18 protein-coding genes are annotated in these 18,582 nt (G+C 69.3%); 9 read left to right on the top strand and 9 right to left on the bottom strand.

Annotated features, from left to right (window positions below):
* Position 1 precedes the first annotated feature (1 nt).
* The 3 genes from OHB13_RS23680 to msrA all read left to right on the top strand — a co-directional run bounded on the left by OHB13_RS23680 (position 2) and on the right by msrA (position 2,109).
* The gene (locus OHB13_RS23680; RefSeq protein WP_328378418.1) at positions 2-1,114 is read left to right on the top strand and encodes a hypothetical protein; all 1,113 of its coding nucleotides are present in this window, start codon (positions 2-4) and stop codon (positions 1,112-1,114) included.
* Positions 1,115-1,265: 151 nt separating this feature from the next.
* A complete protein-coding gene (locus OHB13_RS23675; protein WP_266853782.1) occupies positions 1,266-1,388 on the top strand; it encodes a hypothetical protein in 123 nt (40 codons plus the stop codon).
* A gap of 55 nt (positions 1,389-1,443) precedes the next feature.
* Complete coding sequence (gene msrA, locus OHB13_RS23670) at positions 1,444-2,109, top strand: peptide-methionine (S)-S-oxide reductase MsrA (protein WP_328378417.1); 666 nt, start codon at positions 1,444-1,446, stop codon at positions 2,107-2,109.
* A 234-nt stretch (positions 2,110-2,343) separates the two neighbouring features.
* On the opposite strand, the gene OHB13_RS23665 is transcribed toward msrA, so the two are convergent.
* Together OHB13_RS23665 and OHB13_RS23660 are read right to left on the bottom strand one after the other, a co-directional pair.
* Positions 2,344-2,940, bottom strand: a complete 597-nt coding sequence (locus OHB13_RS23665; protein WP_328378416.1) for a glutamate racemase — start codon at positions 2,938-2,940, stop codon at positions 2,344-2,346.
* Between the two features lie 279 nt (positions 2,941-3,219).
* Entirely contained in the window at positions 3,220-4,704 is a 1,485-nt protein-coding gene (locus tag OHB13_RS23660; RefSeq protein WP_328378415.1) for a recombinase family protein, read from the bottom strand.
* A 344-nt stretch (positions 4,705-5,048) separates the two neighbouring features.
* On the opposite strand from OHB13_RS23660, the gene OHB13_RS23655 reads away from it, so the two are divergent.
* Both OHB13_RS23655 and OHB13_RS23650 read left to right on the top strand, forming a co-directional pair.
* Entirely contained in the window at positions 5,049-5,465 is a 417-nt protein-coding gene (locus tag OHB13_RS23655; RefSeq protein WP_328378414.1) for a hypothetical protein, read from the top strand.
* 170 nt (positions 5,466-5,635) lie between these two features.
* Positions 5,636-6,439 (top strand): SAVMC3_10250 family protein, encoded by an 804-nt coding sequence (locus tag OHB13_RS23650; RefSeq protein ID WP_328378413.1) that lies wholly within the window; start codon positions 5,636-5,638, stop codon positions 6,437-6,439.
* 289 nt (positions 6,440-6,728) lie between these two features.
* Here OHB13_RS23650 and OHB13_RS23645 read toward each other — a convergent pair whose 3' ends face one another.
* Positions 6,729-7,625, bottom strand: coding sequence for an MBL fold metallo-hydrolase (locus tag OHB13_RS23645; RefSeq protein WP_328378412.1), 897 nt, complete (start codon positions 7,623-7,625; stop codon positions 6,729-6,731).
* A 174-nt stretch (positions 7,626-7,799) separates the two neighbouring features.
* On the opposite strand from OHB13_RS23645, the gene OHB13_RS23640 reads away from it, so the two are divergent.
* Positions 7,800-8,162 (top strand): MerR family transcriptional regulator, encoded by a 363-nt coding sequence (locus tag OHB13_RS23640; protein ID WP_266853787.1) that lies wholly within the window; start codon positions 7,800-7,802, stop codon positions 8,160-8,162.
* Between the two features lie 156 nt (positions 8,163-8,318).
* On the opposite strand, the gene dnaN is transcribed toward OHB13_RS23640, so the two are convergent.
* A complete protein-coding gene (dnaN, locus tag OHB13_RS23635) occupies positions 8,319-9,434 on the bottom strand; it encodes a DNA polymerase III subunit beta (RefSeq protein WP_328378411.1) in 1,116 nt (371 codons plus the stop codon).
* A 324-nt stretch (positions 9,435-9,758) separates the two neighbouring features.
* Between dnaN and OHB13_RS23630 the strand changes: the two genes are divergently transcribed.
* Entirely contained in the window at positions 9,759-10,991 is a 1,233-nt protein-coding gene (locus tag OHB13_RS23630; RefSeq protein WP_266853791.1) for a L,D-transpeptidase, read from the top strand.
* 176 nt (positions 10,992-11,167) lie between these two features.
* On the top strand, positions 11,168-12,670 hold the full coding sequence (locus tag OHB13_RS23625) for a hypothetical protein (RefSeq protein ID WP_328378410.1): 1,503 nt from the start codon (positions 11,168-11,170) through the stop codon (positions 12,668-12,670).
* A 28-nt stretch (positions 12,671-12,698) separates the two neighbouring features.
* On the opposite strand, the gene OHB13_RS23620 is transcribed toward OHB13_RS23625, so the two are convergent.
* Both OHB13_RS23620 and OHB13_RS23615 read right to left on the bottom strand, forming a co-directional pair.
* Positions 12,699-13,046 carry a DUF1330 domain-containing protein gene (locus tag OHB13_RS23620; protein WP_266853795.1) on the bottom strand — a complete coding sequence of 116 codons (348 nt, stop codon included), beginning with the start codon at positions 13,044-13,046 and terminating at the stop codon, positions 12,699-12,701.
* Positions 13,047-13,186: 140 nt separating this feature from the next.
* Positions 13,187-14,233, bottom strand: a complete 1,047-nt coding sequence (locus tag OHB13_RS23615; RefSeq protein WP_266853796.1) for an NAD(P)-dependent alcohol dehydrogenase — start codon at positions 14,231-14,233, stop codon at positions 13,187-13,189.
* A gap of 161 nt (positions 14,234-14,394) precedes the next feature.
* Here OHB13_RS23615 and OHB13_RS23610 point away from each other — a divergent pair, with 161 nt between their 5' ends.
* Positions 14,395-15,255, top strand: coding sequence for a helix-turn-helix domain-containing protein (locus OHB13_RS23610; protein ID WP_266853798.1), 861 nt, complete (start codon positions 14,395-14,397; stop codon positions 15,253-15,255).
* 62 nt (positions 15,256-15,317) lie between these two features.
* On the opposite strand, the gene OHB13_RS23605 is transcribed toward OHB13_RS23610, so the two are convergent.
* The 3 genes from OHB13_RS23605 to OHB13_RS23595 all read right to left on the bottom strand — a co-directional run bounded on the left by OHB13_RS23605 (position 15,318) and on the right by OHB13_RS23595 (position 18,573).
* Positions 15,318-16,079 carry a group II truncated hemoglobin gene (locus tag OHB13_RS23605; RefSeq protein WP_328378409.1) on the bottom strand — a complete coding sequence of 254 codons (762 nt, stop codon included), beginning with the start codon at positions 16,077-16,079 and terminating at the stop codon, positions 15,318-15,320.
* A gap of 273 nt (positions 16,080-16,352) precedes the next feature.
* Entirely contained in the window at positions 16,353-17,036 is a 684-nt protein-coding gene (locus OHB13_RS23600) for an ABC transporter ATP-binding protein (protein WP_266853800.1), read from the bottom strand.
* 55 nt (positions 17,037-17,091) lie between these two features.
* Complete coding sequence (locus tag OHB13_RS23595) at positions 17,092-18,573, bottom strand: ABC transporter permease (protein WP_328378408.1); 1,482 nt, start codon at positions 18,571-18,573, stop codon at positions 17,092-17,094.
* Positions 18,574-18,582 lie beyond the last annotated feature (9 nt).

The following is an 18,582-nucleotide window of genomic DNA, read 5'->3' as shown; positions in this document are numbered from 1 at the left end:
CATGGAGATTCTCTGGTTCCTGCTCGCGGTTGGCATGTTCGCGGCAGTGCTCGGCCCGTTGCTGCTGCGCAGACGCGGCGGCATCCACCAGGTGCTGCCCGGTTCCCCGGACGCCGCGGACCCCGATGACTACGGGTTCCTGCGCCAGGAGGAACTGGACATACGGCTGCCGGGCCCGGACCAGGATCTGCTCGATGTGCTGGAGGTGGTGCAGCACACCCAGAACTGGCGGCCCGCCGCCCAGCTGCTCGCCGGTACGCCCCGGCAGGGCGAGCTGCGCTGGCAGCGGGTGCAGGCCTTCGCGGGGGCGGCCTCACTGGAGCTGTCGCAGCGGCCGGGCGTCGGCGGGGCCTGGCTGCGCAACTGGCGCTCCGAGTCCCCCAAGGACGCGGGCGCGGCCCAGGTGCACGCCGCGTTCCTGGTGCAGCAGGCGTGGCGCTCCGAGTCGCCGGACGGCGCACGGACCGACGATTTCCGGATCATCCTGGAGGAGGCGCGCACCGTCTGCGGCGAAGCGGCGCTGCTCGCCCCGGGCGACCCCGTCCCGTACATCGTGGAGCTGGCCGTCGGACGTGGACTCGCCTACCCCGAGCCGCAGTTCGAGGAGTTGTGGGCGAAGGTGATCGACCGCGCGCCCGAGCACATGGGGGCGCATCTGGCCGCGCTGCACTACTGGTGCGAGAAGTGGCACGGGTCGCGCGACCGGGCGGACGAGTTCGCGCACGCGGCGGCGGCCCGCGCACCCCGTGGCTCGCTGCTCGCCGCGCTCCCGCTCTTCGCCGTGTACGAGCACCTGCCCGAGGTCACACTGGTGCGCAGCTTCTACCAGAGCGTCGTCGTCACCAGGGCGGTGGAGGGGGCGATGCACGCGGTGCACACGGCCCGCGCCGACGACCCGGTGCTCGCGCACGTACGGCATCTGCTGGTGCTCTTCCTGGTCCGGTCCGAACGCTGGTCGGAGGCGATGAACCAGCTGGTCCGCATCGACGGCCATGTGGGGGCGCTGCCGTGGACGCTCGACGAGGATCCGGCCGGGGTGTACGCGGTGTACCGGGCGCTGGCGGTCGCGGGGTACGAGGCGAACGGCGGCAGCCCGGCCACCCTGCCCCGTTGAACCCGCCGAGCCCGCCGAGCCCGCCGAGCCCGCTGAGCCCGCTGAGCCCGCTGAGCCCGCTGAGCCCGCTGAGTAGGCTGGCGGCACACCGCACGGCACCCCCGCACCGCATCCCCGCGGGCGGGAACCCGAAGAGGAACGAGCGAGCCCGATGACACGCCTCATACCGCTGGTCCTGATCGGCTTCGGCGCCTACTTCTGGCTCCGGTCCAGGAGGAAGACGGCGGCGTGGCTGGAGCGCCGGACGTCCTCCGGGGACCAGCAGGAATCCTGACCGGGACCCGTGCGTTGCACGGGGTGCACCCATACTCCCCGAGGAGCCGCAGCCGATGTTCCTGAACCGCACCCCCCAGCTCCCCACCCCGGACCAGGCCCTGAAGGGCCGGGACACCCCGGAATTCGAGCTGCCCGCCCGCCACACGGTCCTGGGCAATCCGCTGGCCGGCCCGTACCCGGCGCAGCTGGAGACCGCCGATTTCGCCCTGGGCTGTTTCTGGGGCGCCGAGCGCATCTTCTGGCAGACGGAGGGCGTCTGGACGACGCTCGTCGGCTACCAGGGCGGCTCCACGGTGAATCCGGCGTACGAGGAGGTCTGCTCGGGCCTCACCGGTCACACGGAGGCGGTCAGGGTGGTCTTCGACCCGGAGGTCGTCCCGTACACGACCCTGCTCAAGATCTTCTGGGAGTCCCACAACCCGACCCAGGGCTTCCGCCAGGGCAACGACGTGGGCACCCAGTACCGCTCGGCGATCTACACCCACTCCCCGGCCCAGGAAGCCGCGGCGACCGCGTCCCGCGAGGCGTACCAGCAGGTCCTGACGGGCTCGGGGTACGGCACGATCTCGACGGAGATCCAGCCGGCCGAGGGCCGCGAATTCTACGCCGCTGAGCCGTATCACCAGCAGTACCTGGACCGCAACGTTAACGGCTACTGCGGGATCGGCGGGACGGGCGTCTCGTGCCCGATCGGTGTGGCCCAAGCCGACGACGAATAAGCCCCCGGCTTCGCTGGAGTAGTCGTCGAGGCGCGTGTTGCGGCGGTGATGAGAATGTCGCGGGGCACCCATGCTGTTGCAGCAAGGGCACGACCCACCGGGTAGGCGTGGGCACCATCTGGGAGTGTTCCGCGGCGGCCGCTGACCACCACGTCGATGGAGCCCGTGGAACTGCGCGATTCCGTGGTCCGGCCCAATCGCCGCAGGGTCTGGCGGGCTACTGCTTCCGCACTGTCATACGGGCACGGTTCCGGCAGGCAGCCTCTGCAGAATCTCTGGCGCCACCAGGGGGTAGTGCGTGCATCCCAGCACCATGGAGGTGCATTTCTGGGTAGTGCGCTCGGCTGCGTCGGCGATCGCCTCCGCTGCTGCGGCCGTACCTCCGTGGTCGATAGCCTCGGCCAGTCCGGGGCATGCGACCCGTGCGACAGGCCGACCATTCGCGAAGTCTGCGATCAGGCGATTCTGGTAGTCACTCGCCGTGGTCCGGACGGTTGCCCACACTGCGAAGTCCTGGTCGGCCACGGCGTCGGACTTCACGGCGGGAACGGTCCCGATCACAGCCACGCCGGGTTCGAAACTCTCACGCAGAGCGTCGATCGCGGTGACGGTGGCGGTGTTGCAGGGGACCACGATGGCCTCCGCGCCACGCTGGACAGCCAACTGGGCGGCGCTGAGCAGGCGGTCCGTGACGAAGGAGGACGTTCTGGACCCCCAGGGGGCGCCGTCAGGGTCCAGAAGGAGAAGCAGATCGAGTTCCGGGGCGAGGGATCGAAGCCATCCTGCGGTCGAAAGGAGGCCAAGCCCTGAGTCGATCAACGCCACCGTCATGGGTGCCAAGCTACCGGCGGGATCACTGGCACGGACTGCGGTCCGTCACGTTCAACGTGCCGCCTCTGACGTGCCTGAAGGGGTGCCTTCTCGCCCTTGTGCTTCGATGCGGCCGTGCAAGGTGATCGGCAATCGCTCGGCGGAGCAACCGAACTGCAGGAGGTGCGGCAACTCCATGAAGCCCACTCGGTCGCGGTCGCCACCCACTCGGCTGGCGATAATCGCCCGAAGCACGGCGCCGGCCATTCAGCCGACGCCCCCGTATGCGGACTCAACTGGTCAGTCCCGCCACTTCGGTACCAGTAGATCAGGATTGAAGGGTCGCCTACCTCCGCCTCCCACAGGAAGCACAAGCACCGCTTGCAGTACCTCCCTGATCAACGTGCGCTTTTGTGCCAGGTCCAACCTGCCCGAGGTCCAGCGTTCGCGTACATCGCCAGTGACTTCGGCGGCCCGCTGCTGACTCAGGGCGTGACGCGTTCTGTCCGCTCGGAGTTCCTTGACGCGCGCCTCCATCCTCTGATTCTCAGGGAAGAACAGCTCATCCGAGACCTGGTCTTCCTGCCACGCCTGGAGAAGCTTGCGCTGCTTGGCCATCAGGCGGGCCAGCTCTTCCTCCCCTCCCCACACCGCATCGGCGCGCGTCTTCCCTGCCGCCCTCTCTTCCAGCTTCGAGAGCACGGCCTCCGTGATGGATTCATCGATCTTGGCACCGTTCCGTCCAGTGCCCCCACACCCGCCCATCTCTTTGCTGGGGCACTGGTAGAGATAGCCTCCGGAGAGGTCCGCTCTTGCGGTTGCCCTGAGGGGCGAGTTGCAGATCTGACCGTCCTCACGAGGCTTTCCGCACCGAAGGATTCCCGTCAGCAGGTACGAGGGAGTGCGGTAGTCCGTGACCGATCCGTCAGCCTTCGTGTTGGGACCGACACGGGCCGAGAAGATGGCGTCGATGGCCATCCATTCCTTGGGTGTGATGACGGTCTCCCAGAGACCAACAATCGGAATGCCGTTGGCATCACGCACCAACTCGCCATTGTGCTTCCGCCAGCCGCACAGCCGCGGGTTCCATAACGCGAGCTTGAGCGAACGGCTCGCCCATTCCTTGTCGTTGACCGTGCGGACGCCTGCCTCCCGCCACTCCCGGAGGATCGAGTGCAGGGACTTGCCCGCGATCACCTCGCGGGCGCCCTTCGCCAGCCACTCCGCTTCCTCGGGCTCCAGCCTGAGCTTGTCGCCCTGCCAGCCGAACGGACGCTTTCCACCGACCGGGATGCCCAGCTCCGCGCGAGCGCGATGCGAGCGGCGTGCACGCCGCTGCATCTTACGCACCTCCATCTTGGAGATAACGACGCCGAAGAGCCCCATGGACTCCACGTCCTCGCTGTAGAGGTTCTTCGAACCCCTGGCATCTGCGTACAGCCGCCCTTCCTCGTACGTGAGCGCGTCCACGAAACGCTCGTAGTCGCCCGCCCGGCGCGTGAGCCGGTCGTCGGCGACCACGATGACGCCGCGTACGAACTGCCCGTCCGGCATATGGCCCGACTTGAGCGCCTTCACCATCGCCTCGAAGTCCGGACGCACCACCGCCGCCTTTGCCGCCGACAGGTCGTTGTCGGTGTAGCGGTGCACGATCGTCCAGCCGAGACGGGCCGCCGTCTCCCGGTTCGCCTTGTGCTGGTCCTCGACGCCATGACCGTCCCTGGCCGTGTCGGCGGAGATACGCGCGTATGAGACAACCGGGATCACCGGTGCCGCTTCGTTCACTTCCCACCCCTTTACGAAGGGTAACTAATCCTACGCAAAAAGAATGAGTGCCACCAGCAATACCTGGACAAGAACCCGGCAGGATACTGCAGCATCGACGGGACGGGGGTCAAGCCAGGTGACCCCTTCGAGGCGAACTGGGGGCCGTCCCGCCCGAAGGAATCGCTCCGTCTCCGGAAATGGGCAAGAAGCCGCTGACTACCTCAGTAACCTCTGTGGCCATGGCCCCCACCCTGGGCCACAGCGGGTTGTCCGACATCGCTCATCGGCCACCTTCAGGTCCTTTTCAGCCAGGAAGCCAGGGCGGGCCGCTGGGACGCACACGTCTCGTCACGATGGAGACCATGGCGACTTCGGGGGCGAGAAGCAGTCGACTCGGCGGCTTGGGGCAATGGTGGGGCATTATCGCGGCGGTCTTGCTGATCGCCGCATGGATCAACAAGGCAGCGGGGCCGACGGTTGTCGCCACTCTGTCAGCTCTGGTCCTGATCTGGTCACTCTTCCAAGCGCCAGCGACATGCGGCGCCCCCGTCAGAGGACGGGAAGATGGTTGCCGCAACAACGCGGCCGGACTCCTTATGGGCTGCCACATCCGCCAGCATCGTTGGCAGAAGCTCAAGATGCTGATCTTGCGACGCCAGGTCCGCACCTTCTGCTCAGGACTTTTCACAGATGGCAAGGCCGCCCTCGTGACGCTAGCTGCGATCGGCAGCTTCCTCTCCGGCCTCGTGGCCTTCATCCCCAGTGCGGCTCTCAATTGAGCACAGCCGTGGCCACCCAACAGTTACTAGCGAAGCGCAACGGGTCGCGTGGGGGTGCAGGCTCACAGTTCCCCAAACAAATGCCTAGCTCAACGAGACTACAATTAATCGCCGAGAATGAGCACGAAATCCGTTAAATCTCAGCGAGAACGACTCAGAGGCTTAATAACATGCCAGACCTCGTATACATATCGGAGCGCAAGATCCGCGACGAGCTCTGTCGAGTTGGATTACCCACTTCAACACGATCTACATCTGGTGAACTTTCCCTGACTCCCAAGATCACCTTTTCCAAGGCTCCAGGGAAACCCGAAGATGCGGGCCTGCCAGAGCTCTTCAATCAAGCCCTCCGGTCTGTGAAGGAACTTGCCAAACCCTTCACGGATCCCGTGGTCGAACACCCGGGCTGGATCAGTTTTGATCTACCCATGGGCTACTCAACGGGTGGGCGAGATGGCCGCGTACCTGCCGTCCAGGACATCGCTCTCTTTGCGGGAGTAATGCCCGGGGAGACAGTAGGCCAGGACAAGCCTGTGAAGTTGCTCCTTTGCGGTGATGCGCGCCACCTGGTCGTCGGCGGTTGCAAGCCTGTCAGCCCTGGCGACCCGCTGGGGGCTGGCTGGATGGGCTCTGGCACCTCATGGCTTTACAAGCTCATCCGTCAGATCGAGGACTCAGACAGGTCCGGGAATGACGATCTGCCCCCGGTCCTTGGCAGCCCCGAAATCCACCGGTCAGGACTCAACGACCCCGAGCAGGTCTGCCAGTGGGTCTATCGACACATCGCTCGCGAGCATCCCGCTGAACAAGAGGGACGCCTCAGGGGACATGCGCGCGTGCTTCTCAGTACCCAACGAGAGTGGTCAGAGAGACTGATTTTAGCGACACCGCTGTACGTCGAGCGCTCGCACCGACGGCCCGATTCGTGGCTCGCACGCAGGCGCGACCGAACCTACCGACGCCAAACAGCCTAAGACCGCAACCTCTCTGCCGATAGATGCCCGCCGTGGGGGCACACGGCACCACAGGCTCGGCGGCACGGGCGTGAGCTGCCGATCCGTGTGGCCAAGGCCGACCGGCCGGCTACCCCGCGATGCGGGCGTGAGCAGGCTGGCTCCCCCACGACTGGCCTTCTCCTGGCAGCGTGTCGGGAGCCTCGTTTACGCCAGAGCGTCGATGCCCTCGCGCAGGTAGCGGTGGCCGGTGGCCCGGGAGATCCCGACGTCACGTGCCAGGCCACACAGCCGCCGCTACCGGGCTCGACTACCGGGCTCGATCGTGGCGTTCGTGCCCAGCGGTCCGCGGCTCGTTCTGCCGGCAGCGGTCAAGTTCGACCGGATCATGGGCGGAGAAGATGTCGATCTGATCGCCATGGTCTCTGGCCAGTTCGCGCAGCCGGGCCTGGTTGCGGTGGCGGGCCGGGCCGTCGGCCTGGACCAGGGTCTGGAAGAGGGCCAGTCCCGGGGTGGAGCGTGGAGCGAGTGGGTCGATCTCGCCGGGGGAGAAGTAGGCGTCCCCGGCGTGCAGCAGCCATTGGGGGCCGGTCGCGCTCTCCGTTCCCTCGTGGCGGCGCACCGCCACACCGGCGTGGCCGCGGGTGTGGCCGGGCAGCGGTATCAGCGCGATGTCGGCGGATATTCCCCGGAGTTGCCGTACGGCCTCGAAGCCGAACCAGCGGTCTCCGCCGGTGGGGTCGTAGGTGACCCAGTCGGGTCCATGGGCCAATTGACCGGCTCGGTAACGGAATCGTTCAGCCCGTGCGGTGGTTCCCATCGCGGCTCGGTGCTCGGTCGCGTGGAGGTGGACCTTTGCCTTGGGGAAGTCGGGCAGCCCGCCGGCGTGGTCGAGGTCGAGGTGGGTCAGGATGATGTGCCTGACGTCGTCGGCCGAGTATCCCAGCCCGGTCACTTGACGCACCGCTGTCTCGGCGAGGTCGAGGCGCGGACGGGTGAGGAACAGGAATTCGCGGCCCAGGGATCGCCTGGGGTCGGCGATGTCGCGCAGGCCGATCCCGGTGTCCACCAGCACCAGTCCCTGGTCGGTCTCGATCAGCAGGCAGTGGCAGATCATCCGGGCGGTCCGGAACGGCAGCCGGTTGCCGTTGATGAGCCGGCCGCCGACCGGCTGCATCGTGCCGCAGTTCAGGTGATGGATGCGCATCAGGTTCCCCTCCAGATATGCGGTTCGGGATCGGTGACGAACAGCCGGTTCGCGGCGCGGTGGGCCGCGCACCGGGTCACCGAGCGGACCGCGGTGGCGTCGTGCTGGGCAGCAACGCTTCACGCTAAACAGTGGAGTACGCTCCAAGGTCAAGCCGCGATCCGACGGAGGGGCATGCGTATCGGAGAGCTGGCCGCACAAGCGGGCGTCACGAAGGACGCCATTCGGTTCTACGAGAAGCTCGGCCTCGTCGCAGGCCGGCGGCTGGCCAACGGCTATCGCGACTTCCCGCCCGAGACGGTGACCTGGCTGCACTACATCCGCACCGCGCAGGCGCTCGGATTCTCACTGGCGGAGGTCGCACGGCACGGCGAGGCACTGCGCGACGCGCCGGATACCGCGGAAGCACTGTCCGCGTTGTTCGAGGAGAAGATCCACGTCATCGACGCGCGCATGGCCGAACTCGCCGCCCTGCGAGCCGATCTTGAGGTGCGCGTCGGCACCGGATGCCCGTTGCAGGCGGCTGATGGAGAGTAAGAGAAATTGCCAGACCCTGTGGATCGTGTGTTCTGCGATCCCGGGATGAGCGCTGAGCTTCCGCCGCGGTGCGCTCGACGGGCCGACCGCGTTCGGAGCGGGCACCGGGGCGGACCGGGGCGGTGCTCCGGACGCCGTACCGCCCCGCCCTTCCGCTCACATCAGCGGCTTCACCGACATCAGCAGATGCCGGTGGGACGGGTCCGGTTCGGCGTCCGGGGTGGACAGGCCGGTCAGCAGGGCCCGCTGGCCGGGGCCGAGCAGATCGAACCGTACGGAGTGGCTGTCCATGGCGCTCAACGCATCCGTCAGATAGGCCGGGTTGAAGGCGACCATGATGTCGTCGGCGCCTTCCAGGCGGGATGGCAGGCGCTGTGAGGCCACGTCGTCCTCGTACCCCGCGTGCAGGTGGACCGCTTCGGGTGAGAAGTCCAGGCGTACGGGGCTGTCGCCCTCGGCGACCACCGCGACGCGTCTGACCGCCTCCAGCAGCGGGGCCCGGTCCGTCACCGTGACGACCGGGCTCTCCATGGTGAACAGCTTGTCGTGGCGCGGCAGTCGGCCGTCGAGAAGACGCACCGTCGTCCGCATCCCGGCGTTGCCGAAGCCGATGGAACCGTCGCCCAGGGCCACCCGAACCATCCCCGTACGGCTGAGGGAGCGGGCGATCTCGGCCAGGCGGCGGGCCGGGACGACGACGTCGGCCGGGCCGGCGCCGGAGTCCGGCTTCCAACCGAGCGTGCGCACCGCGAAGCGGTAGCGGTCGGTGGCGGCCAGCGTCATCGTGCCGCCGTCCAGGCTCACCCTGATCCCGGTCAGCACCGGCAGGGCGTCGTCGCGGCCGGCGGCCACCACGACATGCGCGACCGCCGCCGCGAACTCGCCCGCGTCCACCGCCCCGCGCAGCTCGGGCAGGTCCGGCAGGGCCGGATAGTCGTCGAGCGGCAGCAGGGAGAGCCCGAAACTGGTTCCGGCACCGGTCACCGTGAAGCGGGAGGCCTCGATCGCGCACTCGACCGGCCCCTCGGGCAGCACCCGGCAGATGTCGAGCAGCCTGCGCCCCATGACGAGGGCCTTCCCCGGCCGCACGGTGTCCACCGGCACTTCGATGCACGCCGACGCCTCGTAGTCGAGGCCGGAGACGCGCAGCGTGGAGCCTTCCGCCGCCAGGAGCAGCCCGCCGAGCACGGGCATCGGCGATCTGGCCGGGAGCACCCGGGCCGCCCAGGTCACGGTCTCGGCGAATGTGCTGCGGTCGGTGCGGAACTCCATGGCGGGGCGCCTTCCTTGTCGGTGATGCGGGGCTCGTTCGGGCTGGCCGGGCCGGTCCGGGCCGGTCGGGCCCGTTGCGGTGGCTGGGCCGGCGTGCGCCCGAGGATCCGTGACCGTACCGGCTGCCACTGACAATCCGGCCCGTCACCGGCAGCCCCGCCCGGCCCCCGCACCCCCCGGTAAGCGCAATCAGAAGTGTCACTCCGCGTCGGCTGCCGCAGACTGCAGACAGAAAGCCAGCCGAAAGGCGACCGAACACCGACAGGACGTGCCAAGGCCGGGCAATCCGCCTGGCCCTTCCTCGTCGCAGTGGAGGCGAGAGCTTTGATACCGATCAGCCGCATTCGGATCCGATGGGCCGTCCTGCTGGCCCTGCTCAGCGTCGGGGCGCTGGCACTCGCCGCCTGCTCCGCGGGGTCCGGCGGCGGCAGCGGCGGTACGAAGACCCCGGTGCCCACCAGTACGAGTACGCCCCGGGCCCGGCTCACCACCACGCCCGGGGACGGCGCCAAGAACGTCGGCATCAACACCGGGGACATCCGGGCCGCCGTCGAGAACGGCACCCTGACCTCGGTCACTCTGACGGACCAGAACACCGGCCGGGCCGTGCCGGGTGCGATGGCCGGGTCCAAGGTCTCCTGGCGGCCGGACAAGGGCCTGGAGCGCGGCACGCCGTACGTGCTCACCGCGAAGGCCAAGGACCCGGGCGGCAAGACCCTGGCGAAGATCGCCCACTTCACCACCGTCTCCGAGGCCAATTCGGTGATCGCGTTCTTCACCCCGGAGGCCAGCACCAAGGTCGGTGTCGGCATGGAGGTCTCCTTCAACCTCGACAAGCCGGTGAAGAACGAGAAGGCCGTCGAATCGGCCGTCACCATCACGTCGAGCGGCGGCGAGCAGGCCGTGGGCCACTGGTTCAATCCGCAGCGGCTGGACTTCCGGCCGAAGGCGTACTGGACACCCGGGTCGGTCGTGGAAGTGCGGCTGAATCTGGCCGGCGTCGAGGTCTCCCCCGGTGTGTTCGGGGTGCAGGACAAGACGTTCACGTTCACCGTCGGGCGGTCGCAGATCTCCACGGTGGACGCGGCGAAGCAGTCGATGACCGTGGTGCGCGACGGCAGCCCGCTCAAGACCATCCCGGTCTCCAGCGGCTCCCCCGCCCACGGCACCTACAACGGCACGATGGTGATCTCGGAGAAGTACCAGCAGACCAAGATGGACAGCACGACGGTCGGGCTCGGCAGCGAGTACAACATCCCGGACGTGCCGCACGCGCAGCGCCTGACCCGTTCGGGAACCTTCATCCACGGCAACTACTGGGCCGCGCCGAGCACGTTCGGCGCGCAGGCGACCAGCCACGGCTGCGTCGGGATGCGGGACGCGCAGGGCGGTACGGACACCTCCACCCCGGCCGGCTGGTTCTACACCAACTCACTGATCGGTGACGTGGTCATCGTGAAGAACTCCGCGGGCGGCGGCAATGTCGCCCCGGACAACGGCATCAACGGCTGGAACCTCTCCTGGGACAAGTGGACGGCCGGCAGCGCCCTGAAGTGACCCGGAAACACTGGGGCTCGGCCTGCCGCACCCCCTAGGGTTTCCCCGTGGGGATGACTGAGAGCGTTGTTCGGCTGCGCGCCGGGGGGAACATACGGTCCGGACAGAGTTCCGGACAGAACTCCGGGCTCCGGTCCGGGCGGATATCCGGCCGGATATCCGGACGATGGTGGTTCGTGCCGCTGGTGGCCACCGGCTGCGTCCTTCCGCTGTACGCGGTGTGGGCGGCCGTGCTGGCCACCGGGGGCGGGGATCTGGCCGCCCAGTTCGCCTGGGCCGGTTTCGCGTCCCGGCATCCGGCTTCGGCGTACAACCTGTTCTGGTACGGCGGGACCCACACCGCCAACTACAGCCTGCTGACGCCGTATCTGATGGCCTGGTGCGGTGCCAGGACCGTCTCCGTACTGGCCGGAGCCGGCGGGACCTGGGTGCTCTCCTTTCTCGTCGTGCGCACCGGCGTGCGGTGGCCGCTCGCGCCCGCGGTGCTCGGTGCGCTAGCGCTCTGGTGCGACGTCGCGTCCGGCCGGACCACCTTCGCGGTGGGGGTGGCGATCGGCCTGCTCGCCGTGCTGTGGCTGGAACGCCGGGTCGCGGCGCCCGTGTGCGCGGCGCTGACGACCATGGCGAGTCCGGTGGCCGGGCTGTTCCTGCTGGTCATCGCGGGCGCCCTGCTGCTCGACCGGCAGTGGCGCCGGGCCCTGCGGCTCGCGCTGCCGCCGTGCGTGGTGGTCGGCGCGACGACGCTGGTCTTCCCGTTCCAGGGTGAGCAGCCGATGGCGGCCGGGAAGCTCTGGATGCCGCTGGCCGCGTGCGCCGCGCTGGGGATCGCCGCGCGGCCCCGGATCGTCCGGTACAGCGCGCTGGTGTACGGCGCCGGCGTCGTCCTGACGTATCTGATCCCCTCCCCCATCGGGACGAACGTGGAGCGGCTCGTCGGTCTGGTGGGTCCGGTCGTGCTGCTGGTCGCGGTCCTCTCCGAGCACGCCCGGATGCGGTGCGCGCTGCTCGCCGCCGCGCTCTGCCTGAACTGCTACTGGCTGGCCGACAAGACCGCCGACGATCTGCGGGTCTCCACCACCGTGCCCGCCTGGGCCTCCGACACGAAGGGCGTTGTGACCGCGCTGGACGGGCTGCGCGCCGACCGCACCCGGGTCGAGGTGGTGCCCGCCCGGAACCACCGCGAGGCCACCCTGCTCGCCCCGCACGTGAACATGGCCCGCGGCTGGAACCGCCAGCTCGACGTGGAGCGCGGGCGGCTCTTCTACGACGGGTCGCTGACGCCCGCCACGTACCGGGCGTGGCTGGACCGGTTCGCCGTCGGTTACGTCGTGCTGCACGACGGCCGCCCCGACGGCCCGGCGGAGGGCGAGGCCGCGCTCGTACGGTCGCGGCCGCGCTGGCTCCAGCCGGTCTGGCACGACGCGCACTGGCGGATCTACCGGGTACGCGGTGCGACGCCGCTGGTGGAAGCACCCGCGAGCGTCGTGAGCGGCGGCGACGCACGGCTGGTGGTGCATGTGCCGCGGCCGGGGACGGTGACGGTACGGATCGCGTACTCGCCCTGGCTGCGGTCGAGCGGCGGCGGGTCGGTGCACCGGAGCGGGAAGTGGACCGGGCTGACAGTGCGGCACCCGGGCGACTACCGGCTCGGCTCCGGATACCGCGCGCTGGTGGAGTGAGCGGGCCCGCCAGGGACAGAACAGGGCTCTACTTCTCCGCCGCGGCCCGGTAGCCGGCCGCTGTCGCTGCCGCGTCGTATCCGGGTGCCACACCCTCCACGAGTACGACGTCGCCCGGGATGTGGTCGGCGCGCAGCGGTATCAGCTCCCGGTAGGCCGGGGAGTCGTACCAGGCACGGGCCTCCACGATCCCGGGGAAGCCGATCATCACCAGTGCTCCCGGCCACTGGCCCTCGCGGACCTCCACCTGGGCGTCGTGGACGAGGAAGCGCCCGCCGAACGGGTCGAGGGTCGACTGGATCTTCTCGATGTAGACGAAGACATCCTCGACGAGCTGGTCGGTGGGGCGCAGATGGGCGACGGCGTACGCGGTCATGGGGGCTCCTCGGCAGGATCAGGCGCGGGTGGCGGATCGCGGTGGGCGATGCGCTCTGTGCCCGATCCTGCCGGGGTGGCGGCCAGGCGTCGATTACCCCGGAGGTAGTGGCCGGAGTGAGAGGGAAGCCCGACGACGCCTCAGATGGTCGCGGTGTCGATCACGAAGCGGTAGCGCACATCGCTGCTGATCACACGCTCGTACGCCTCGTTGATCCGGTCGGCGCCGATCACCTCGATCTCCGCGCCGAAGCCGTGCTCGGCGCAGAAGTCCAGCATCTCCTGGGTCTCGCGGATACCGCCGATGCCGGAGCCCGCGAGGGTCTTACGGCCGCCGATGACCGAGAACAGGTTGAGCGAGACGGGCTCCTCGGGGGCGCCGACGTTGACCATGGCGCCGTCCGTCTTGAGCAGGCTCAGATACGAGTCGAGCGGGAGCGGCGCGGAGACCGTGGAGACGATCAGGTCCAGGGTGCCCCGGAGCTCGTCGAAGGTCTTCGGGTCGCTGGTGGCGTAGTAGTGGTCGGCGCCCAGCTTCAGCCCGTCCTCCTGCTTGCGCAGCGACTGGCTCAGTACGGTCACCTCGGCGCCCATCGCGTGCGCGATCTTGACACCCATGTGACCGAGGCCGCCCAGGCCGACGATGGCGACCTTCTTGCCGGGGCCGGCGTTCCAGTGGGCGAGCGGCGAGTAGGTGGTTATCCCGGCGCAGAGCAGCGGCGCGGCCACGTCGAGCCCGATGCCCTCGGGGATGCGCAGGGTGTAGTTCTCGTCGACCACGATGTGCGTGGAGTAGCCGCCGTAGGTGGGCTCGCCCTGCTTGTCGAGGGCGTTGTACGTGCCGGTGTTGCCCTGGGCGCAGTACTGCTCAAGGCCGGCCTTGCAGTTGTCGCACTCCCGGCAGGAGTCGACCATGCAGCCGACACCGACCCGGTCGCCGACCGCGAACTTGGTGACCCCGGGGCCGACCTCCGCGACGATTCCGGCGATCTCGTGGCCGGGGACCATCGGGAAGATGCCCTCGCCCCAGCCGTCGCGGGCCTGGTGGATGTCGGAGTGGCAGATACCGGCGAACTTGATGTCGATCAGTACGTCGTGCTCGCCGACCGGCCGGCGCGGCACGGTGGTGCGCTCCAGCGGAGCCTTCGGTGCGGGGGCGGCGTACGCGGCGACGGTGGTGACAGTCATCCGGAAACGTTCTCCTCAGAAAAAAATGGGGTGGTCGCTCCAGCCTGCCTGATGGTTCAGCGTTCACACACCGTGGGCCGTCTCCCTGCTGTGCCTACGTCCACTGTGCGTACCACTGGCAGGGTCAGGATGGTCCGCGTACGACCACGGATACTGGACGTATGGACCAGCGTGCCGAACTCAGTGAATTCCTCCGTTCCCGCCGGGCCCGCCTCCAGCCCCAGGACGTGGGCCTGCCGGACCTGGGCAGGCACCGCAGGGTCCCCGGGCTGCGGCGCGAGGAGCTGGCGCAGCTCGCCGGGGTGTCCGTGGCGTACTACACCCGGCTCGAACAGGGTCACGGCAGCAATGTCTCCAGCGGGGTCCTGGATTCCGTGGCGCGGGCGCTGCGGCTCTCGGACGCGGAGAGCGCGCATCTGACGCACCTGGCGGGTCCGAAGCCGCGGAAGAAGCGGGCCGCCGCGGCCAGGCCGCAGCGGATGCGGCCCGAGCTCCAGCATCTGATGGACGCGATGGACAGTGTGCCGGCGTACGTCCTGGGGCGGCGGATGGACGTCCTCGGTTCGAACCGGCTGGCGCGGGCGCTGTTCGGCGACTTCACGGCGCTGCCGGCCGAGGAGCGCAATATGGCGCGGATCGTGTTCCTCGACCCCAACTCCCGTGACCTGTTCACCGAGTGGGAGTGTGTGGCCGCGGAGGTAGTGAGCACGCTCCGGCTGTTCGCGGGCTGCTTCCCCGACGATCCGCAGCTGTCCGCGCTGGTGGGTGAGCTGTCGGTCAAGAGCGACGAGTTCCGGGTGCTGTGGGCGGCGCACACCGTGCGGGACAAGGGCCACTGTGTGAAGCGGCTGCACCATCCGCTGGTGGGCGCGCTGACGCTGACGTACGAGACGCTGAATCTGCCGGGCGACCAGGATCAGAGCCTGATCGCCTACCACGCGGAGCCGGGCACGGACTCGGTGGAGGCGCTGCGGCTGCTGGCGTCCTGGGGTGTGGACGAGACGCCGCGCCTCACCCGGTAGGCCCGGCAGCGGGCCACCACAGGGCTGGAGGCCGCACCGCGACCGGGTCCGTGCGGCCCGGCTCACGGCTGGTACGGCGGCGCGGCCCCCCAGCCCCAGTGCGGTACGGGTGCGCGGCGCGGCGGTTCGGCGCCCGGCGCGGAGTTGGCGACGGCCAGCCGGGTGCCCCACTCGATATAGGCGGCGAACGCCGACCTGAACTCGGGGTCGTCCGGCAGCCCCACCTCGTCGGCCGCGTCCATCAGCAGCGAGACCCAGCGGCGGCGCTGCGGCTCGCTGATGTTCCGGCCCACGTGGTGGCCGAGCATCGCGGGGTAGCCGCCGTGGTGTTCGGTGTACTCGGCGGGGCCGCCGAAGACCTCACCGAGCCAGAGGGCCACATGGGCGGGATGGTCGGCGGACATCCCGGCGAAGAGGGGGCCGATGAGCCCGTCCTTGAGCACATGCACGTAGAACGCCTCGGTCAGCCGCCGCAGCGCCTCGCCACCGCCGGCCCACGCGTAGAGGGTGGGCACCGCGGCGCCCGTGCCGTGCACCGCCGTCGGCTCGTAGTGGCGCATCTCCTCGATCTGCTCGACGTAGGGCCGGATCTCGGCGAAGAAGGCCCGGAACTCCTCGCTTCCCCGGAAGCGGTCGATGTGGTCATCGGCCGAGGTCCAGGTGATGCGCAGGACGTAGGCGGCCGGCTCCTCGCTGCAGCGCGTCAGTTCGTAGTCGGTGCAGTACACGGACCGGGCGAGCGGGACGGCGGCTCGCGCGTAGGCCGCCTCGAACCCGGCGGTCCGGTCCTCGGGAATCAGGTAACGGATGTACTCGACGGTCATGCGACTCTCCCGGGCGGGTGCAGCAGCTGCGAGCGGATGCGGGGCCCCGCGCGCGGCCGGGCCCGCCGACACACTAGGTCCGGGGCGCGGGCGGAGGCCGGACCTGCCGCGCCGCCACGCGGACCCGGCCCCCGCACCCACGCCGACCCGGCCTGCGCCGCCACGCGGACCCGGAGCCCTGCCCGCACTCCGGACCGGACCGGAGCGCGGCCGCCGTGCTGGGGCCTTTCGTTCGGATCAGGCGCGAGCCCGGCCCGATCCGAACGAAAGGCCCTACGCCGCCGCGTTCTCGGTGATGGTGACCTTGCCCTTGCGGATGGTCGCGACCCGGGGAGCCCTGCGGGCGAGCGCCGTGTCGTGGGTGACCATGATGAACGTCAGCCCGTGCTCCTTCCAGAGCACTTCCAGCACCTCCATGATCTCGTCGCGCATCCCCTCGTCGAGGTTGCCCGTCGGCTCGTCGGCGAGCAGCACCTTGGGGTTCTTGACCAGCGCGCGGGCGATGGCGACACGCTGCTGCTGACCGCCGGACATCTCCGACGGGAGGTGCCCGAAGCGTTCGGCGAGGCCGACGGATTCCAGGGCGTCGGCGGCCCTCCCGCGCCGTACGGACGGCTTGAGGCCGAGCGGGACGAGCGCGGTCTCGACGTTCTCCTGGGCGGTGAGCGTCGGTATCAGGTTGAAGGACTGGAAGACGAAGCCGATGTTCTGGGCGCGCACCTTGGTGAGCTTGGCCTCGCTGAGCTTCCCGAGGTCCACCCCGTCCAGCACGACGCTGCCCCCGGTCGGCCGGTCGAGGCCGCCGAGCATCTGGAGGAGGGTGGACTTGCCACCGCCGGTGGGGCCCTGGATGACCAGCCGGCCGCCGTCCTCGATGGTCAGGTCGACGCCTGCGAGCGCGTCGATGGTCTTCTTGCCGCGCTGGTAGCGCTTGGTGACTCCGCTGAGTTCGTACATGGAACGGTCTCAACTCCTGCTGTACGGAGGGTGGATGGGGGTGGCGGCGGCGCTGCTACTCGACGCGGCGCAGGGCATCCGCGGGGCGCAGTCGTGCGGCACGCCAGCCGCCGAAGCCGCCCGCGATGAGCCCGCCGGCCACGGCGAGGGCGACCGCGAGGCCGATGACGGAGACCGAGACGGGCGCGGTGAGCGCGATGTCGAGGGCCTTCGACGCTGCCTGCCTGCCGCCGCCGAAGCCGCCCCTCATGCCGCCGCCGAAACCGCCGCCCCCGAAGCCGCCCCGCGCTCCGCCGGACGACGATCCCACCGATGCGGACAGGGTCGGGCTGATGGCGGTCACGATGTAGGCGCCCGCCAGCCCGAGCGCGATCCCGATGACACCGCCGAGCAACCCGTTGACCAGCGCCTCGCCGACGACCTGGCGGGTGACGCGGCTGCTCTTCCAGCCCAGCGCCTTCAGCGTGCCGAACTCCCGCACCCGGCGGCTGACGGCCGACGAGGTGAGCAGACCGGCCACCAGGAAGGCGGCGATCAGGACCGCGATCGACAGCCACTTGCCGACGTTGGTGGCGAGGTTGGATGCGGTGGACAGCGAGCCGGACACCGTGTCCGCGAGGTCGGCGGAGGTGGTGACCGTGGTGCCGGGGACGTTCTTCTGGATCGTCGACTTGACGCCGGAGATCTGCTTCGAGTCGGTGGCCTCGACGTACACCGTGGTGACCTTGTCCTTGGCACCGGCGAGCGTCTGGGCCTGCTTCAGCGGCAGATAGAGGTTGGCCGCCGAGTCCCCGCTGTCGGGGGTGGCGATGCCCACGATCTTGTACGTGACCGAGGAGATGGTCACGGTGGAGCCGACCTTGAGCTTCTTCTTCTTGGCGTAGGAGGCGTCGGCGACGGCGACCTTGGCGTCGGTCTCCGCGCTGGTGAACGTACGTCCGCTGCTGATCTTCGACGAGGTCAGCGGGCCGAGGCCGAGGTGGGCCACGTCCGTGCCGTACACGGTGTACGAGTCGACGTCGAAGTTGGCACCGCCGCCCTGGACCTCGCCCTGCGGGGCTCCGCCGCCCCCGCCCCGACGGCCGGTGGCGCCGCCGCCCGCCCGCTGCTTGTACTCGCCGCGCTTGAACTGGCCGTTGACCTTCAGCACGTTCAGGCTCAGCCCGCCGACGGCGCTGGAGACGCCGCTCTGCTCGCCGACCTTGCCGACGGTCGCCGACGACAGGGTCTGGAAGCCCTGCACCATCACCCGGTCGCTGCTCTGCTTGGAGTCGTCGCTGCTGCCCTTCGCACCGAACTGGAATTTGGGCCGCGCGTTGCCCCCGGTGGTCCCGGCGGGGGCCTCGGCCTTGGTGACGGTCATGTCCGTACCGAGGCCGTACAGGGACTGCAGGACCTTGTCCTGCGCCTGGCCCATCCCTGCGGAGACCGAGCTGACGACGATGACCAGCGCAATCCCGAGGGCCAGCCCGGAGGCGACGACGAGCGCCGCCTTTCTGCGTCGGCGCAGCTCGCGCCGGAGGTAGGTGAAGAACATGCGGTGAAA

This window comes from Streptomyces sp. NBC_00440 (assembly GCF_036014215.1).
GTDB lineage: Bacteria > Actinomycetota > Actinomycetes > Streptomycetales > Streptomycetaceae > Streptomyces.
The sequence above is the reverse complement of the archived record's forward strand: the minus strand, read 5'-3'. Positions and strand labels throughout refer to the sequence as shown.

Bases quoted from the DNA above. Each gene is read 5' to 3' on its own strand.
- OHB13_RS23680 (WP_328378418.1), top strand. From the start codon at position 2: ATGGAGATTCTCTGGTTCCTGCTCGCGGTTGGCATGTTCGCGGCAGTG.
- OHB13_RS23675 (WP_266853782.1), top strand. From the start codon at position 1,266: ATGACACGCCTCATACCGCTGGTCCTGATCGGCTTCGGCGCCTACTTC.
- msrA (WP_328378417.1), top strand. From the start codon at position 1,444: ATGTTCCTGAACCGCACCCCCCAGCTCCCCACCCCGGACCAGGCCCTG.
- OHB13_RS23665 (WP_328378416.1), bottom strand. From the start codon at position 2,940: ATGACGGTGGCGTTGATCGACTCAGGGCTTGGCCTCCTTTCGACCGCA.
- OHB13_RS23655 (WP_328378414.1), top strand. From the start codon at position 5,049: ATGGCGACTTCGGGGGCGAGAAGCAGTCGACTCGGCGGCTTGGGGCAA.
- OHB13_RS23650 (WP_328378413.1), top strand. From the start codon at position 5,636: ATGCCAGACCTCGTATACATATCGGAGCGCAAGATCCGCGACGAGCTC.
- OHB13_RS23645 (WP_328378412.1), bottom strand. From the start codon at position 7,625: ATGCGCATCCATCACCTGAACTGCGGCACGATGCAGCCGGTCGGCGGC.
- OHB13_RS23640 (WP_266853787.1), top strand. From the start codon at position 7,800: ATGCGTATCGGAGAGCTGGCCGCACAAGCGGGCGTCACGAAGGACGCC.
- dnaN (WP_328378411.1), bottom strand. From the start codon at position 9,434: ATGGAGTTCCGCACCGACCGCAGCACATTCGCCGAGACCGTGACCTGG.
- OHB13_RS23620 (WP_266853795.1), bottom strand. From the start codon at position 13,046: ATGACCGCGTACGCCGTCGCCCATCTGCGCCCCACCGACCAGCTCGTC.
- OHB13_RS23615 (WP_266853796.1), bottom strand. From the start codon at position 14,233: ATGACTGTCACCACCGTCGCCGCGTACGCCGCCCCCGCACCGAAGGCT.
- OHB13_RS23610 (WP_266853798.1), top strand. From the start codon at position 14,395: ATGGACCAGCGTGCCGAACTCAGTGAATTCCTCCGTTCCCGCCGGGCC.
- OHB13_RS23605 (WP_328378409.1), bottom strand. From the start codon at position 16,079: ATGACCGTCGAGTACATCCGTTACCTGATTCCCGAGGACCGGACCGCC.
- OHB13_RS23600 (WP_266853800.1), bottom strand. From the start codon at position 17,036: ATGTACGAACTCAGCGGAGTCACCAAGCGCTACCAGCGCGGCAAGAAG.
- OHB13_RS23595 (WP_328378408.1), bottom strand. From the start codon at position 18,573: ATGTTCTTCACCTACCTCCGGCGCGAGCTGCGCCGACGCAGAAAGGCG.